10 protein-coding genes and 1 riboswitch are annotated in these 15,480 nt (G+C 66.0%); of the genes, 9 read left to right on the plus strand and 1 reads right to left on the minus strand.

Annotation, left to right across the window (positions count from 1 at the left end):
- Positions 1–203 precede the first annotated feature (203 nt).
- From NZM16_RS12495 to NZM16_RS12535, 9 genes are all read left to right on the plus strand, one after another.
- Positions 204–1,235: an SIS domain-containing protein gene (locus tag NZM16_RS12495; protein WP_295480671.1), complete on the plus strand. Its 1,032-nt coding sequence runs from the start codon at positions 204–206 to the stop codon at positions 1,233–1,235.
- A 32-nt stretch (positions 1,236–1,267) separates the two neighbouring features.
- Positions 1,268–2,500 (plus strand): exodeoxyribonuclease VII large subunit, encoded by a 1,233-nt coding sequence (gene xseA, locus NZM16_RS12500; protein ID WP_295450406.1) that lies wholly within the window; start codon positions 1,268–1,270, stop codon positions 2,498–2,500.
- Positions 2,497–3,396: a pseudouridine-5'-phosphate glycosidase gene (locus NZM16_RS12505; RefSeq protein ID WP_295450404.1), complete on the plus strand. Its 900-nt coding sequence runs from the start codon at positions 2,497–2,499 to the stop codon at positions 3,394–3,396. The genes xseA and NZM16_RS12505 overlap by 4 nt, the downstream gene beginning before the upstream one ends.
- A 93-nt stretch (positions 3,397–3,489) precedes the next feature.
- Complete coding sequence (locus tag NZM16_RS12510; RefSeq protein WP_295480673.1) at positions 3,490–4,164, plus strand: class I SAM-dependent methyltransferase; 675 nt, start codon at positions 3,490–3,492, stop codon at positions 4,162–4,164.
- 146 nt (positions 4,165–4,310) lie between these two features.
- On the plus strand, positions 4,311–5,138 hold the full coding sequence (locus NZM16_RS12515; protein ID WP_295480675.1) for an FkbM family methyltransferase: 828 nt from the start codon (positions 4,311–4,313) through the stop codon (positions 5,136–5,138).
- A gap of 29 nt (positions 5,139–5,167) precedes the next feature.
- On the plus strand, positions 5,168–6,136 hold the full coding sequence (mvk, locus tag NZM16_RS12520) for a mevalonate kinase (RefSeq protein WP_295480677.1): 969 nt from the start codon (positions 5,168–5,170) through the stop codon (positions 6,134–6,136).
- A gap of 15 nt (positions 6,137–6,151) precedes the next feature.
- Positions 6,152–7,519 carry a 16S rRNA (cytosine(967)-C(5))-methyltransferase RsmB gene (gene rsmB / locus NZM16_RS12525; protein ID WP_295480679.1) on the plus strand — a complete coding sequence of 456 codons (1,368 nt, stop codon included), beginning with the start codon at positions 6,152–6,154 and terminating at the stop codon, positions 7,517–7,519.
- 827 nt (positions 7,520–8,346) lie between these two features.
- Positions 8,347–8,499: riboswitch (SAM riboswitch) on the plus strand.
- A gap of 270 nt (positions 8,500–8,769) precedes the next feature.
- Entirely contained in the window at positions 8,770–9,960 is a 1,191-nt protein-coding gene (locus NZM16_RS12530; RefSeq protein ID WP_295450393.1) for a methionine adenosyltransferase, read from the plus strand.
- A gap of 135 nt (positions 9,961–10,095) precedes the next feature.
- The gene (locus NZM16_RS12535; protein WP_295480681.1) at positions 10,096–12,021 is read left to right on the plus strand and encodes a glycosyltransferase family 39 protein; all 1,926 of its coding nucleotides are present in this window, start codon (positions 10,096–10,098) and stop codon (positions 12,019–12,021) included.
- 141 nt (positions 12,022–12,162) lie between these two features.
- Here NZM16_RS12535 and NZM16_RS12540 read toward each other — a convergent pair.
- Positions 12,163–15,480, minus strand: a 3,318-nt coding sequence (locus NZM16_RS12540; RefSeq protein ID WP_295480683.1) for a HEAT repeat domain-containing protein, incomplete at its 5' end; no start/stop codon positions are given.

The raw sequence follows: 15,480 nt of genomic DNA on the forward strand, positions 1-15,480 counted from the left end.
GCCTTCCGGGCTGGCTTCGGTTCCTCAAATCCCCGATTTATAACCGGACAAAGCACAAGTCTTCAGTAAATCATGGATGATCGCCCGCGTAACGCGTAGATGGAGGAGGCCGGTAGGCGTTCAGACCTGACGCTCTATACGCTGAAGTATAATCGCCTCGAGGGACTCCCTCAAGCTCAACATTCTGCGTTCAGGAACCTGGGATGTGGGTCGAACAGGAGATCCGACAACAACCGGAGGTCGCCGTCCGTCTGATCCGCGAAGGGTGGGAGGAGGCCCGGCGGATCGCTGAAGCGGTGCGCCGTTTTCAACCGGCGCTGGCCGTGCTGGCCGCTCGGGGAAGTTCCGACAACGCGGCCCGCTACGGGCAATATCTGTTGGGGGCCTTCACCGGCCTCCCGGCGGCCCTCGCCACCCCTTCGCTCTTCACCTTCTATCGCCGGCCTCCCCGCCTGGATCGCGCATGGGTGATCGGGATCTCCCAATCCGGCCGCTCCCCGGATATCGTGGAGGTGATCCAGGAGGCCCGACGCCAGGGCGGTTGGACCCTCGCCATCACCAACGATCCCGCCTCCCCCCTCGCCGCCGCTGCCCACGCGGTCCTCCCCCTGTGCGCGGGCGAGGAGCGCGCGGTGGCCGCGACCAAGACCTACACTGCTCAGCTGATCGCCCTCGCCCTCCTGGCCGCCGCCTGGACGGAGGACGCGGCCATGCGAGAGGATCTGCTCCGGCTGCCGGAAGCGATCGCCCGGGCGCTGGACACGGAAGAGGCCGCCCGGGAGGCTGCGGCGTTCTGGCGGACGGCCGTTCATGGGGTCGTCATCGGCCGGGGCTTTCATTATGCGACAGCGTTCGAAGTCGCCCTCAAGCTCAAGGAATTGACCTACATCGTGGCGGAGCCGTATTCCTCCGCCGACTTCCTTCACGGGCCGATCGTGCTGGTGGAGCCGGGCTTCCCGGTCTTTCTGATCGCCTCCGGTCCCACTTTCCACTCTGAAATGGAAAGCCTGGCGGGCATGCTGCGAGAGCGGAAAGCCCATCTCACCCTCTGCAGCGAAGATCCCGCGCTGCTCGCCCGAGCAGACGTCGGCATTCCGCTGCCCCCGGTTCCCGAATGGCTCTCGCCAGCCGTGGCCGTGATCCCCGGCCAGTGGTTCGCCGTTTCCCTCGCCCGATGGAAGGGGCTGGATCCGGACCAGCCGCGGGGCCTACGGAAGATCACGGAAACGCGATGAGCGCCATCCTACCCTTTTTCCGGAGCCTCCGGATGAGCGAGTGGGAAGAGCTTGAGCAGGTCCCTATCACATATCTGACGGTGTCTCAGCTGGCCGCCCACCTGAAAGAAGCGGTGGAGTCGCGTTTCGCATGGGGAGACCTGTGGGTGGAAGGAGAAGTCGGAGACCTCCGTCCGACGGCGCCGGGCCACGTCTTCTTCTCATTAAAGGAAGGACGAGCCCAGGTGACCTGTGTGATCTGGAGGACCAACGCCGCCCGGATGGCTCAGTTGCCGGCGAACGGCCAGACTGTCGTGGTGCGGGGGCGGGTGGGCTACTATGAAGATCGAGGGGATTGCCGCCTGTATGTGGATCGCTGGCTCCCCATCGGCCTGGGTCAGCGGTTCTTAGCCCTCGAGGCGCTGAAACGCCGGCTGGAAGCGGAAGGGCTCTTCGATCCCGCCCGCAAGCGATCCCTCCCTGCCTTTCCTCGCCGGATCGGTGTGGTGACCTCGCCGGCCGGAGCCGCCCTCCGGGATATCCTGAACATCCTCCGGCGACGATGGCCCCTGGCCGAGGTGATCCTTTCCCCCACGGTCGTCCAGGGGGAAGACGCCCCCCTTTCCATCGCCGCTGCCCTAGAGGCGCTTCGGGGGGTCGAGGGGCTGGACCTGGTCATCCTGGCGCGGGGCGGGGGCTCGAACGAGGAGCTGTGGGCCTTCAACGATGAACGGGTGGTCCGGGCAGTGGCCTCCTCGCCCTTCCCGGTGGTCTCCGGCGTTGGTCACGCCATTGATCTAACCCTGGCCGACGCGGCCGCCGACGTGCACGCGCCGACGCCCTCCGCGGCGGCGGAACTGGCCACCCCGGATCGAGAGGCGGTGGTGGCCGGGATCGCCGGATGGCGGGATCGCTTGATGCGGGCCATGCGCGCCCGGCTGGAGCGAGCCGCCCAGGCCCTGGAGACCCTGCGCGCCCGCCTGCAGGCCCATACGCCCGAGCGGGAGCTGTATGCCCGTCTGGAACGTCTGCACGTATTGCAGGCGCGACTGGAGCACGCGATCCGTCGGCAGATCCTGCAGGCCGAAACCCGCTGGGCCCATCCACGCGCCCGCCTCGAGGCCCTGAACCCCCGCGCCGTCCTGGCCCGCGGCTATGCGATCGTGCGCCGGCCCGACGGCCGCCTGGTCACCCGGGCCGATCAGGCCCAGCCCGGGGAACGCCTCATCCTCCAGTGGATCGATGGCGAGATCCCTGTGCGAGTGGAAGGAGGTTCCTCCGGATGAACGCGCCTTTCCGCTTCGGACCCCATGTCATGGAAGCGCGGGCGAGCCATCAGCCGATCGTCGCCTTGGAGACCGTGGTGGTCGCCTTCGGCCTGCCCCGACCGGCTAACCTTCAGGTGGCCCTGGAGATGGAAGAGGCCGTGCGCGCCGAGGGAGCGGTCCCGGCAACGATCGGGCTGCTCGATGGACAAGTCGTGATCGGCCTGACGCCCGATGAGCTCGAGCGGTTTGCCGAGGATGCCCAGGTCGTGAAGGTAAGCCGGCGGGACCTCCCGATCGTGCTGGCCCGCCGGGGGATCGGCGCCACCACGGTGGCGGCCACGGTCTGGGCGGCCGCGCGGGCCGGGATCCCGGTGGTCGCCACCGGGGGCATCGGCGGGGTGCACCGGGGAGCGCCCTACGATGTCTCCAACGACCTGCCGACCCTGGCGGCGGAGCCCGTGCTTGTGGTCTGCTCCGGGGCCAAGGCGATCCTCGACCTGCGGGCGACCCGCGAATGGCTGGAGACCCACGGGATCCCGATCCTGGGGTGGGGGGTCGAAACCCTGCCCGCCTTCTATAGCGCCTCCAGCGGGCTGCCGGTGGACGCTCGGGTGGATTCGGCGGAGGAGGCCGCCGCCATCGCCCGCACCCACTGGGCCCTGGGGGGGAAAGGGATCTTAGTGGCCGTTCCGCCGCCCGCCTCGCTGGCCCTGCCGATGGAGCCGCTGGAGGAAATCCTCCAGGAGGCGCTGCGGGAGGCCGAAGAACGGAGGGTGCAGGGATGGGAGGTCACGCCGTTCCTGCTCGCCCGGATGGCGGAACGGACGGCGGGCGAGAGCGTGCAGGTCAATCGCGCGCTGCTCCTGGAGAACGCGCGGATCGCCGCGCGGATCGCCCGCGCCCTGGCGGAATGAGAGGCCGGCCCACGTAAGTTCTCGGGGCAGCGATCGGGAAGAAGACGGGCGACGCTTGCCCTCTGCAATCCCTGTGGAGATTCCGGGCCTTCGATGAGCCAGCCATCAGTAGCGGTGTTTGAGCGCTACGCGACGGATTACGATGCCTGGTATGAAAGCCCGATCGGACGGGGCGCCTATCGTTCGGAGGTGCGGGCCCTAGCCCCGTTGCTGGCGGAGTGCCCGCGGCCGTGGCTGGAGATCGGGGTGGGATCCGGCCGCTTCGCCCAGGCCCTCGCGGTCGAGTTCGGGGTTGATCCGGCCCCCACCCCCCTCCGCATGGCCGCAGGTCGGGGAGTCCACACCGTGCAGGCCGTGGGGGAACGTCTCCCCTTTCGGGATCGGTCCTTTGGCGGCGTCCTCCTGGTGGCGACGCTGTGCTTCGTTGAAGACCCTTTAGCGGTGCTGCGGGAAGCCTATCGCATCCTACGGCCGGAAGGGGGCCTTGTGCTGGGGGAGATCCCGGCGAAGAGCCCTTGGGGAGCGGAATACCAGGAGAAGGGCCGTCAGGGCGATCCCTTCTTCTCGATGGCCCGCTTCTACGACCGGCAGGAGCTTGAGGCCTTGCTCCGGAAAGCCGGGTTTGAGATCGTTGCCTATCGTTCCACCCTCTTCCAGCCGCCGGACGCGCCCGCGATCGAGGAAGAGGAGCCTCGGCCAGGCTTTCATCCAGAGGCGGGGTTTGTGGGGCTCCTGGCGCGGCCGGCCGCTTCGGAGAGCCGCTCGTAGGCGATCCCGCTGGCGGAGCGTCTTTCTGCCCTCCCAGCCTGCAACGGACGGACGGGCCGAGCGGCTGTGCCGGTCCCTAAACGGTTGCGGATGGCGGAGGGCCCGTCCCTTCCTTCTCTCTCTGTTGCCCCAGGAGCGGCGCGCCGATGCGCGACCGGATCTGTGATCTCTGGCAAATCCTGCGAGCGAAAGGACTTCCAGCCCTCAGCGGCGAGATCCGACGATTCGTCGAGCGGAGGATCCGGGCAGTGATTGCCTGGAGGCGGCGAACTTACGCGGTAGACTTAGATGGCATCCGCGCGCGCTGCGAAATCCGCTCGTATGCAGAAGCCCTGAACATGATCCGGACCTACCAGACCGAGGCGCCGTGCCTTCGCCATCTGGTGCGCCACCTTCGGAGCACGGACACGTTCTGGGATGTGGGAGCGTATTATGGGCTGTATTCGCTCTTAGCTGCCCAGATCTGCCGCCAGGTTGTCGCCTTTGAGCCCTATCCACCCAACGCCCAGCGGATCCTTGCCAACGCGGCGCGGAACCTCTATGCAGACCGCATTCGTGTGCTCGAGCTTGCGCTTTCGGACCGGCAAGATGTTGTCTCCTTCGACCTGCGAGGCGGCGAGCGAGCGTTTATGATGGGACACGTCGATCCAAGGTCGGCGAGCCCGCTGCGCGTCCTTGCCGTCCCCGGCGACGCATTGGTCGCCCAAGGGATCCCGCCGCCAGACGTCGTGAAGATCGACGTAGAAGGCCACGAATGCGAGGTGCTTGCTGGGATGCAGCAGATCCTCCGCACGTCGGTGCGGCAGCTGATCTGCGAAGTGCACGCCTCCGCCCTCGCCCGCCGAAACCGATCCGGCTGTGTAGAACGCTTCCTGGAGGGACTGGGGTTCCGCGTTCTCCTCCTTCAGAGCCGCCGGACGGAATATTTCATATGGGCCGATCGAGAAGGGTCAGCGATGAATGGACCCGGTTGAGAATCCGGTCGCGGAGCCTTTAGAAGCCGATGTCTGCCCCGGTGGAAGCTTCCGCTTGCGGCAAGGTGATCCTCTTGGGAGAGCATGCCGTGGTCTACGGCCGGCCGGCCCTGGCCCTGCCGGTCTGCGGCCTTCGGGCGCGGGTTCGAGCGGAGCCCCTGCCGGAAGGGTCCGGCTGCTGGATCGCGGCGCTGGACCTGCCGGAGACCCTTCGCCTGTCCACGGCTCCACCGGATCACCCGCTGGCGCTGGCCGTCCGCCTCGCGCTGGCCCACCTGGGCCTTCCGGAGCCGGACTTGCGGCTGGTTCTTCGCTCTGAGCTGCCGATCGCCGGCGGGCTGGGGAGCGGCGCCGCGGTGTCGGCGGCGCTGGTGCGGGCAGTCTTCGGGTGGGCCGGGGTTTCCCCCGATCCGGAAGTGGTCTCGGCCCTCGTCTACGAGGTGGAGAAACAGCATCACGGCACCCCCAGCGGGATCGACAACACCGTGATCGCCTACGAACGCCCCATCCGCTTCGTTCGGGGCCAGCCGCCGGTTTTCCTCTCCATCATGCGGCCCTTCACGCTGATGATCGCGGATTCCGGGATCCCCAGCCCCACCCGGGAGACGGTGGCGGCGGTGCGAAGGGGTTGGGAACGGGAGCCGGATCGATATGAGCGTCTGTTTGATGCCATCGCGGCGCTGGTAAAGGAGGCAGAGGTCTGCCTGGCCACTGGCCGGGTGGAAGACCTGGGCCCGCTCCTCAACGCCAACCACACGTTGCTTCAGGAGCTGGGGGTTTCCTCCCCCATCCTCGATGACTTGGTGCAGGCCGCTCGGGAGGCGGGGGCGCTGGGGGCCAAGCTCACCGGCGGCGGCCGGGGGGGCAACCTCATCGCCCTGGTGCGCCCGGAGCGGGCGGAGTCCGTGGCCCGGGCCTTGCAAGCGGCCGGCGCGCGGGCCATTTATCGAACTGAGGTCCCAGCCAGCTCACCCGTCGATCCCCTCCTCGGGTCCTAAGGAGGAGGCCATCTCATGCCCACGCGTCCATCCGTTCGGTCCCCTGCGCGGTATTATGCGCTGAAGGCCCTGCACCGGATCGAGACCCGAGCAGCCTATGCCGACTACGTCCTCCAGGGCTTGCGGCGGGAGGTGGATCTTTCCCCACGGGATCAGGACCTGCTCACCACGCTGGTGGATGGGGTGACCATCTGGCGGAAAACCCTGGATTGGGTCTTAGCCCGCTACGTGCGGGGCGGACTGGACCGCCTGGATCCATGGGCGCGGAACGCCTTGCGGATGGGGCTGTATCAATTGATGTTCCTCGATCGAATTCCCCGCTGGGCCGCTGTGCACGAAACGGTGGAAGTAGCCCGCGCCCTGGCCGGCGAAGGGGTGGCGGCCCTGGTGAACGCCGTGCTGCGGCGGATCTCCGACCGGCTGGAACGGGGGCGGCCGATTGCGACCTTTCCGTCGATTGAAGAAGATCCGGTGGCGCATCTCGCCGTTCGTTATTCCTTCCCGGAGTGGATGGTGCGACGCTGGATCGCCCGCTATGGGGTGGAGGGGACGCGGGAGCTCTGTCGCTTCCATAACGCACCACGGCCCCTGAGCCTTCGGGTGAACCGCCTGCGGGCATCCCGGGAGGAGATCCTGGCGGATCTGGAGGCGCGAGGAGGGCGGGCCCGGCCCGGCGCATATCACCCCTATATTGTCCTGGTGGAAGGCGGACTGGACCTGACCGCGTGGTCCGCATATCAAGAAGGGAAAGTGATCGCGCAGGATGAGGCGGCCGCTCTGGTTCCCTATCTGATGGATCTCCGGCCCGGGTTGCGCGTGCTGGATCTATGCGCGGCTCCCGGGGGAAAGACCACGGCCATTGCGGAGGGCATGGGCGATCGAGGGATCATCGTGGCCGCGGACGCCCATTTCGGCCGCCTACGGCGGTTGCGGGAGCACGCCCTCCGGATGGGATTCGCGATCATCCGGGTGGTCCAGGCGGATGGGCAGCGGCCCTTCCTCCCGGAGTGGGCGGATCGGATCCTGATCGACGCCCCCTGTCTGGGGACCGGCGTGCTGGCCCGGCGGAGCGACGCCCGATGGCATAAACAGGAATCGGATCTGGCGAGCCTGGTCCAGATCCAGCGGGCGTTATTGGAGGCCGCCGCTCGCATGCTCCGCCCCGGCGGGCGCCTGGTCTACAGCACCTGCTCGCTGGAGCCGGAGGAGAACGAAGGGCAGATCGAAGCCTTCCTGCGGGACCATCCGGAGTTCCGCCGCGTATCCGCCCAGGGCAAGGTTCCCAGCCCCTTCGTGGACGCCGACGGCTACTATCGGGTCCTCCCGCACATCCATCAGATGGATGGGGCCTTCGGGGCGATCCTAGAGAAGGCGGAGGGATGAGCGCCCTTTCCGCCTGACGGCGCTCACTGGAGGCATTCCCGCTCTGTTGCCATCTTCACGTTCCCCGCCGACTTTGCTCCCCCTTCTCTCCTCCCTGCCCCGCGAAGCGATCGGAGAAGGGGATTCAGAAAAGCCCTGGTGACAGGTCAGGCGGCTTCGCGACCCATCCCATCGCCCCGAATCCCGAGATTACCGCTTTGACCCGTTACGCCATCGGCCACTTCAGGCATCGAGTCCGATCCGAAGGCCTTTGGGAAGGAAGCGGGCCAGGCCCTTCCGCCCAGCGCCTTTATTTTGGCTGACAGCCGTCACCCACAAATTGTGAAATTTGTCGCTACCCCGGGCCGGCAGCTTTGAATATGCTAAGAACCGCAAGCAGCGCCATCGCCGCCCACTCCACTGGCGTTCGCTTGCCCTGGCCCCTCCTTTCCTGCTGCGGCCCGGCTCGGACCCAGACCGAGACCGGGCCGCATGCATTTATTAGGATGTTGTGGGCGAAGCGCCCCTTTCCGTGCGTCCTCCCCTATCGGTCGGTCCCGGGCTTACCCTTCCGGCGGCCCTCCTCCCCGGAACCGGTGGAGGGAAACGCCCCCACCCTTCCGCGGGATCAGCGAGGGCAGGAAGGCCTTTCTCCGCGATCCTAAAGGTATCCCCTTTGCGTCGATGCCGGCGTTCAATCGCCACCTCGTCATCATCCGGTGAGGGATGAGATGGAACGGGAGGAAGGGGGGCAAGGTGAGATGGCTTTTCGGGTTTTCTCTTTCCCCTTATAGTTGACATTCTCATCGCTTGTGGTAAGATAAGCACAAAAAGTGAATAGAGCGCGGCACTCATCGAGAGAGGCGGAGGGACCCGGCCCGATGAAGCCTCGGCAACCTCCCGCAGAGCATCAGGGCCGACCGGGGAGCACGCCGCCCCCTGGCGGAGCGCTCGCGGGGATGGTGCCAAGTCCGGCAGACAGTTGGTCTGGGAGATGAGGTGGCCCGCAGCGGCGATCAGCCTCTTCTTCCCAGAAGAGGCTTTTGTTTTGTTCCGCCCCTCCTCCCGGAGGGGCGTTTTATTGTCAGGGCTCAGGCAGTTTTGCGAGGCCGGATGCCATAAAAGCGTCTTTTAAAGCGACGAAAGGGGCCTTGTCTCTTCCCCTGCTGGAGGCTCCAAGGGCCTTCGGAAGGGGGAATGTGGCTGGGGCCTCGCCTTCGGCGGCCCACCCAGCCCCGAATTCTCCCCTATCCTGCAAAAGGAGGACTCTGATGCGCAACATCGTGGTTTCCGAGGCCAGTGGCCCTTACATTGAGAATCTTCCCGTGGAGATCGTCGAACGGAAAGGCATCGGACATCCCGATAGTCTGTGCGATGGGATCGCCGAGCGCATCAGCCGGGAATACACTCGCTGGTGCGAGGAGCACCTCGGCGGCGCCCTCCATCATAACTTTGACAAGGTCCAGCTGGTCGCCGGCGAAGTCTCGGTCCGCTTCGGCGGCGGGGAGCTGCTTAAACCCATCCGAATTCAGATCGCCGGCCGCGGAACCCCTTTTTATAACGGCCAGGCGATCCCCATGGAGACCATCGCCATCGAGGCCGCTCGGGCCTACCTGCGAGAGACCATGCGCTATCTGGACCCGGTGAAGCACGTCATCATCGACTGCTTCGCCGGGCGCGGCGCCAGCGAGCTCATCGACATCGTCCATCAGGTCACGGCCAATGACACCAGCTTCGGCGTCGCCCACTGGCCCCGCAGCGGCCTGGAGGAAGCCGTCTATCAGGCGGCCCAGTATCTGAACTACGAGTTGATCAACCAGTTCCCCATCGGCGAAGATGTGAAGGTGATGGGCCTGCGCCAGGAGAATCAGGTCATCCTGACGGTGGCTGTGCCCTTTATCGCCACCCGGGTCCACGACCCCGCCGAATACGAGGAGGCCAAACGCAGCGTCCAGGAAGCGTTGCAGCGCTTTGTTTCCAGTCTGCCGGCCCTGGAAGGGCGGACGGTGCGGGTGGATGTGAACACCGCCGATCACGCCAAGCGGGGGGACTTCTATCTGACGCTGACCGGCACCAGCGCAGAGATGGGCGACGATGGGGCCGTTGGCCGGGGAAATCGCATCACGGGCCTGATCACCCCCTTCCGTTCGACCAGCCTGGAGGCTGCGGCAGGGAAGAACCCCATCTCCCATGTTGGGAAAGTCTACAACGTGCTGGCGCTGGAGATCGCACGAGCCATCGTAGCCCGCCTGCCGGAGGTCCAGGAGGCCACCGTGTATCTCCTCTCTCAGATCGGCAAACCGCTTGATCAACCTCTCATCGCCAACGCTGCCGTCCGGGTTCGCTCCGGCCGGCTCACCCCAGGGATCCAGGAAGCGGTGCGCGCGATCATGGATGAGCACCTGTCTAACATCCATGGGGTGCGTCGCAAGATCATCGCTGGAGAGATTTCGCTGTTCTGAATTCCCATCATCGAAAGGACGCTGTCCGCTCCTCCTGGGGCTTTGGGGCTCCACCCCAAAGCCCCAGGAGTAAAATGAAGGTCGTAACCCCTATCCGCAATCGATCGGATGAATGGAACCTCTTCGGAGCCTGCGATGCCTCTTCGCCCATGGACCCGCTGGATCGCGGTGGCAGGGCTTCTATGGCTGGCCGCGATCCTCCGATGGATAGACCTTCCCCATCTCCCCTACGGTCTGTGGTATGATGAGGCCTATTATGGCCTGGACGCCCTGCAGGTTCTGGAAGGGCATCTGGCCCTCTTCTTCCCGGAGAACAACGGTCGTGAGCCCCTCTTTATCTATCTGGTCGCCGGCGCCATCGCCATCCTCGGCCCCACCCCTTATGCGCTGCGGCTCACCGCCAGCATGATCGGCCTGCTCACCGTGGCGGCCACCCTCCGGATGGCCTGGACCCTCTCCCGGCGCTGGGAGGTCGGGATGCTGAGCGGGATCCTGATGGCCTTCCTGCTCTGGCCGCTGAACCTCAGCCGGGTGGGATTCCGGGCCGGGCTCTTCCCCCTGGCGACGGCGTTGATCCTGTGGGCCCTCACCCGCGCCGCCCGAAGCGGCCGGGCGTGGGATTGGGCGCTGGCGGGATTCCTCTGGGGAGGCGGATTTTACACCTATCTGGCCGCCCGCATGACGGTTCTCCCGATCGCCTTGGGCCTGATCCTCGGACGTTGGCGGGATCCCCAGCGATTCCACCTTCGGGCCATCTGTCTGTTCATGCTCTGCGCCCTGCTCATCCTCGCCCCGCTGGCGGCTTACTTCCTCTTCCATCCAGGAGATTTCATCCTGCGCGGGGAACAGACTTCCATCTTCGATGACCAGCAGCCGCTGTTTCAGACCGCATGGGAACAGGCTGGGCGAGTAGGCGGCATGTTCTTCGTGCGTGGCGATGACTACCCTCGCCACAACACCAACAGCCGCCCTGTCTTCGATCCCCTGCTCGCCCTGGCCTTTCTGATCGGAGGGGTCCAGGCCTTGAAGTGGGCTCCCTTCACGGTTCTGTGGGGCCTCTCCATGTTACTCCCCACGTTTCTCTCCACCGAAGCCCCTCACTATCTCCGAGCCGGGGGCGCGTTGCCTGTGGCCGTCTTCTGGGCCGCTCTCGGCATATGGAGCTTTGTCGAGGCCGCTGCTCGATGGATCCGAACTCCATGGGGACGCGCGGCGATCTTGGGAGGATGCCTGGGGCTCAGCTTCCCCTGGCACACAGTGGCCTACTTCGATCCCGCGTGGTGGGCCCAGGCGCGCGTCCGGGGCGCTTTTTCCCTCGATTCCTGGGAAACGGCATATGAGATCCGATCGTTTCTGAACCTCTTCCCCGATGGCACCGTGATCCTGTCGGAGCGCCTCTGGGCCGGACGGGCGGAGATGCGGTTCCTGCTCTGGAATCAACCGGCAGTGCGTATCCGCCGCCTGGACGAGGATCCGCCGGAACCACCCCATGCCCCCGCCCTGGTCGTCGGATGGCAGTATGAACCGGTTCCCCTTTTACGGCGCTGGCTTCCCCATGAGGCCCTGATCTCCCTGCGCGCCCCTGATCCCTGGCCTGGGGAGAACGTCCCTCGATATCGGGCCCTGTGGGCAGAACCGGTGGATCGAATGCGATCGAACCTGCAAGCCGTTTTCGAGGACGGGATCGTCCTGGAGGGTGGGATCGCCCAGCGGAGCGGACACCGGCTCACCGTGATCCTGGATTGGAAGGCGATCGAGAAGCCCTCCCGGGATTACAGCGTGTTCGTGCATGTCTACCCGGAGGCGGAAGCCCCTCAGTGGCCCCCCACCTCCCCTCCAGCCGCTCAGCGGGATGGGGGCATCATGGACGGAGCCTACAACACGGGCCTCTGGCAACCGGGCGACCGGATCCGGGAGACCCGAACCGTGATCCTCCCCAAGTCCCTATCCGGGATCCCATTGAAGGTCTGGGTGGGGCTTTATCGCTGGGAAGATGGCTCCCGCCTGCGGATTCAGGGAGGAGGAGAAGCCATATCGATTCCGGTGGAAGAAGAAAAATAACGCGTTGAGGGGGGCGGGGCGCAAGTGGGGAGCCGATCGGACAAGGCAGAATGGCCCCGTCTTCCCCCCCCCACAGCCCTTCGGGCTGTGGGGGGGGAAGAAAAGACTTTCCGAGGAAGCGAACGGTGTAACTCCTATCTCCTAAAAGCCCTCACGCTGTCCTCCACCCGAACGCGGGATCGGATTTTCCTCAGAGATCCAGCGGATGGTTTCCCCTTTTTGTAAAAGGCGAACACGAGCCCGCCGGGTGACTTCCAACAAAGTATGAAACACCGCGTTCGGCATGTCGGACTCTGGCAACGCGGCCACCAAGGCCTGCACAGTCTCGACATCGCTGCCCACCCGGCGCAGGGCCTCCAGCGCCCGACCCCGGATATAGGGAGGGATTTCCGGATCCAGGGCCAGCGACACCAGCGCCTCCTCAAATTCGGCGCTGGCGCTCACAACCATCGCGTCGGCCGCCGCTCGGCGCAGGGAGATCGGCGCCTCCGCGTTCTTCGCCAGGATCCAGAGGGCGGAAAAGGCCTCCGGCCCTCCGTGCTCTCCCAGCGTTCGCACAATGGCCTGGCGAACCATCGGCTCGAGCGCGCTCTCGTGGACGAGGCGGGTCAACGGGGCAATGAGGGAGGGATCCCATAGGCTCCCCAGGCTTTCCGCCAGGCTCTGACGGATAGAGGGATCGATTCGGAGATCCGACAGCAAGGAGATGATCTCCGAGGCGGCTGGACGGTGGCGGAGAGTGGCCAGGGTAAGGGCGATCGCCCCTCGCACATGAGGATCGATCCGCACATCCCGCAACAGCCACATCAGCTCATCTCCCAGCTCCGAGGCGCCCAAGGCTCCGATCGCATCGGCAATGGATTGCCGCACGGAAGCGGGAATCCGCTCCTCCGGCAGGAGCTGGATCAGCGAGCGCGCCACTTCCCGGTTCCCCAGCGTCCCCAGGGCGTCGGCAATAGCCCGGCGGGCGGTCGCCGGGAGGTTTTCCTGGCGGAGAAGCGGCACCAGCTCGACAGCCACGGAAGGATCCCGCATCAGCCCGATGGCCAGAGCGGCCCGGGCCTGGATGAAGGGATCCTCCATCGGATCCCGCAGGAGCTCCAGCATGGCCCGGATGGCCGAGGTGGCTTTCATGGCGCCCAGGGCCAGAGCGATCCGCTCCCGGATGGTGGAATCGGTCCCGCGATCTCGAAGCAAGGTCAGGAGCTCCGACACCACCCCGCCCTCTCCGATCGCCGCCAGGGCATCTGGCACCAGCGCCCGCAGGGAGGGATGGGCCTGGGGGTTCTTCAGGATCCGGATCAGGAGCGGGATCGCGCGGCGATCCCGCAACAGGCCCAGGGCCACGATCGCCTGGCGCTGCAGGATCAGTCGGGAGAAATCCTCTTGAACCAGCCTGGATAGACCTGTCCATCGGTCGATCCACTGGACCAGGAACGGCGGGAGCGTTCGGACCCATTCCCACGCGGAATCCAGCATACGGCGCCACAGGCTTTCTCGGAGAAGACCCATGAGCCATGGGGTAAGGGAACGGGATCCCGTCTCGGCCAGCGCATTCAGAAGAGCCACCCGCAGACTGATGTCCAGATCGCGATCCTCCACCAGAGCTTGAAGGGTCTCCATCTGCCTGGGCTCGATCCAGGCGCTGAGGATCCCAATGATCCGACGCCGGAGGTCTATCGGCATATTCAGATCGCGGATCAATGGGATCAGCTCATCGATCAGGCTGGCATCGCCCAGGGCCTTGAGGGCCTCCAGGAGGGCCTCCCGGATGGCCGGGTTCAACCAAGGGAGGCCCAAGAGCTCCACCAGCGCCGGCCCCAGCGACCGGTCTCCGATCCGGGCGATGGCCATTACCACCTTGCGTCGGAGCTCCACCTCCACGCTTTCATCCCCCACCAGATCCAACAGATCCCGGGCCATGGGAGGATCGCCCAGGCGTCCCAGATGCTCAGCGATCTGCTCCCGCATCGGCTCGGGGACGCGAGGATCCCGCAACGCCAGAGCCAGGAGGCCGGCGGCCCGGGCCCCTTGCTCCCGAGCCAGCGCCTCCACGATGAACCCTCGGGTCCCTGTAGGAAGATCCGGCCTGCGGAGCTGATCCGCCAGCCACTCGGTCTGACCCGGGATCCGGGCCAGAATCGAGGCGGCCTGCTCCTGGAGGAACGCATAGGGGGTGGTCAGCAACAATGCGCGCAAGCGCTCGATCGTTCGATCCCGCAGCTCCACCTGCAGGTGCGGCGCTTCGATCAGACAGCGGCCGGCCAGGCGGGTCCTCGAATAGAAGAAGTCATCTTCGGAATCCAGCAGACGGGAGAGGAGCTCGCGCGCCAGAGCTGGCTCCGCGAGGCCAGCGAACATCACCGCCGCCTCATGCCAGTCTGGATCATCGATCTGCCGCAGCAGCATCGCCCGTCGGCCCGGATCGGCCAGCGCCATGCGGGCGATCAGGGCGAACAAAAAGGCCGGCCGCAGGAAGGCGAGGGCCGGGCCTGGAGTGACCAGCCCACAGCGCTCCCGCAGCCAAGCAAGGGCCAGACGGACCTGCGCGGGCTCAAAGCGCCCATCGGATCGGAGCAGATCGGGCAGCCACTCCTCGGCCGATGCCGCGGGAAGGGAGGAACGCCGCAGCAGGAGCATCGCCCACGCCAGGTTCTCCAGCGCGGCGAACTTCAGGGAAACGGGGAGCTCTTCTTCCACCGGGAGAGCCTGGGGGCGATCCTGCAAAGCCCCCGCCAGCTGCGCATAGAGAACCGAACGGCGAGAAGGAAGACCGCCATGCTGGGCGAAGAGGGCAAGGAGCCCGGAAAGCAGCCATGGATTCCCGGCCAGCGCCCTGCGCTCCGGATCTTCCTGAAGGGCCCGGAGGAACGCGTCAGGCCCTTCCCTGGATCCGGCGAACCACTTCCCAGGCCCCGCAGCCTGCCAGCGCTCCACCAGGGCCAGGATCTGAGCCTCCGTCCATGGAGCCAGCTCAAAGCTGTGAAAACCTTCCAGCTGGATCGCCTGCACGGCCCCCGCAGCGACGATGGAACATCCGGTCCTCGCCGCCAGCCGTTCCAGTTCCTCCAGCAAAGCGGCTTCCGCATCCGCACGATCGGTTTGCCCAAACCCATCCACCAGCAACGCACACCGGCCTTGCTGAAGCCATCGCTCCAGAATCCCCACCGGAACCTGAAGGGTCCCGCGGGTGATATGATACAGGTGTTCAGCGAGCTGCTGGCTGAGCGGAACGTGAAGCCGATAGTGGGCGACAGGCAACCAGAAGGGGATCTGATTCGTGAAGGCGCGGCCCGTGGGGAGGAGTTCCTTAGGAGCCAGCGCTTGCAGAAGCGTCAGGAGAGCGCTGGGGCGGCCCTGGGCAGCCTCCGACCAGCAAAGGGCCAGCATCTGGAGGAGAGTGGTCTTCCCGCATCCCGGTTCCCCTACGATCCACCAGCGGATCCCATTTACAGGATG

The sequence above is a fragment of the Thermoflexus sp. genome (assembly GCF_025055495.1).
Taxonomy (GTDB): domain Bacteria; phylum Chloroflexota; class Anaerolineae; order Thermoflexales; family Thermoflexaceae; genus Thermoflexus.

Bases quoted from the DNA above. Each gene is read 5' to 3' on its own strand.
- NZM16_RS12495 (WP_295480671.1), top strand. From the start codon at position 204: ATGTGGGTCGAACAGGAGATCCGACAACAACCGGAGGTCGCCGTCCGT.
- xseA (WP_295450406.1), top strand. From the start codon at position 1,268: ATGAGCGAGTGGGAAGAGCTTGAGCAGGTCCCTATCACATATCTGACG.
- NZM16_RS12505 (WP_295450404.1), top strand. From the start codon at position 2,497: ATGAACGCGCCTTTCCGCTTCGGACCCCATGTCATGGAAGCGCGGGCG.
- NZM16_RS12510 (WP_295480673.1), top strand. From the start codon at position 3,490: ATGAGCCAGCCATCAGTAGCGGTGTTTGAGCGCTACGCGACGGATTAC.
- NZM16_RS12515 (WP_295480675.1), top strand. From the start codon at position 4,311: ATGCGCGACCGGATCTGTGATCTCTGGCAAATCCTGCGAGCGAAAGGA.
- mvk (WP_295480677.1), top strand. From the start codon at position 5,168: ATGTCTGCCCCGGTGGAAGCTTCCGCTTGCGGCAAGGTGATCCTCTTG.
- rsmB (WP_295480679.1), top strand. From the start codon at position 6,152: ATGCCCACGCGTCCATCCGTTCGGTCCCCTGCGCGGTATTATGCGCTG.
- NZM16_RS12530 (WP_295450393.1), top strand. From the start codon at position 8,770: ATGCGCAACATCGTGGTTTCCGAGGCCAGTGGCCCTTACATTGAGAAT.
- NZM16_RS12535 (WP_295480681.1), top strand. From the start codon at position 10,096: ATGCCTCTTCGCCCATGGACCCGCTGGATCGCGGTGGCAGGGCTTCTA.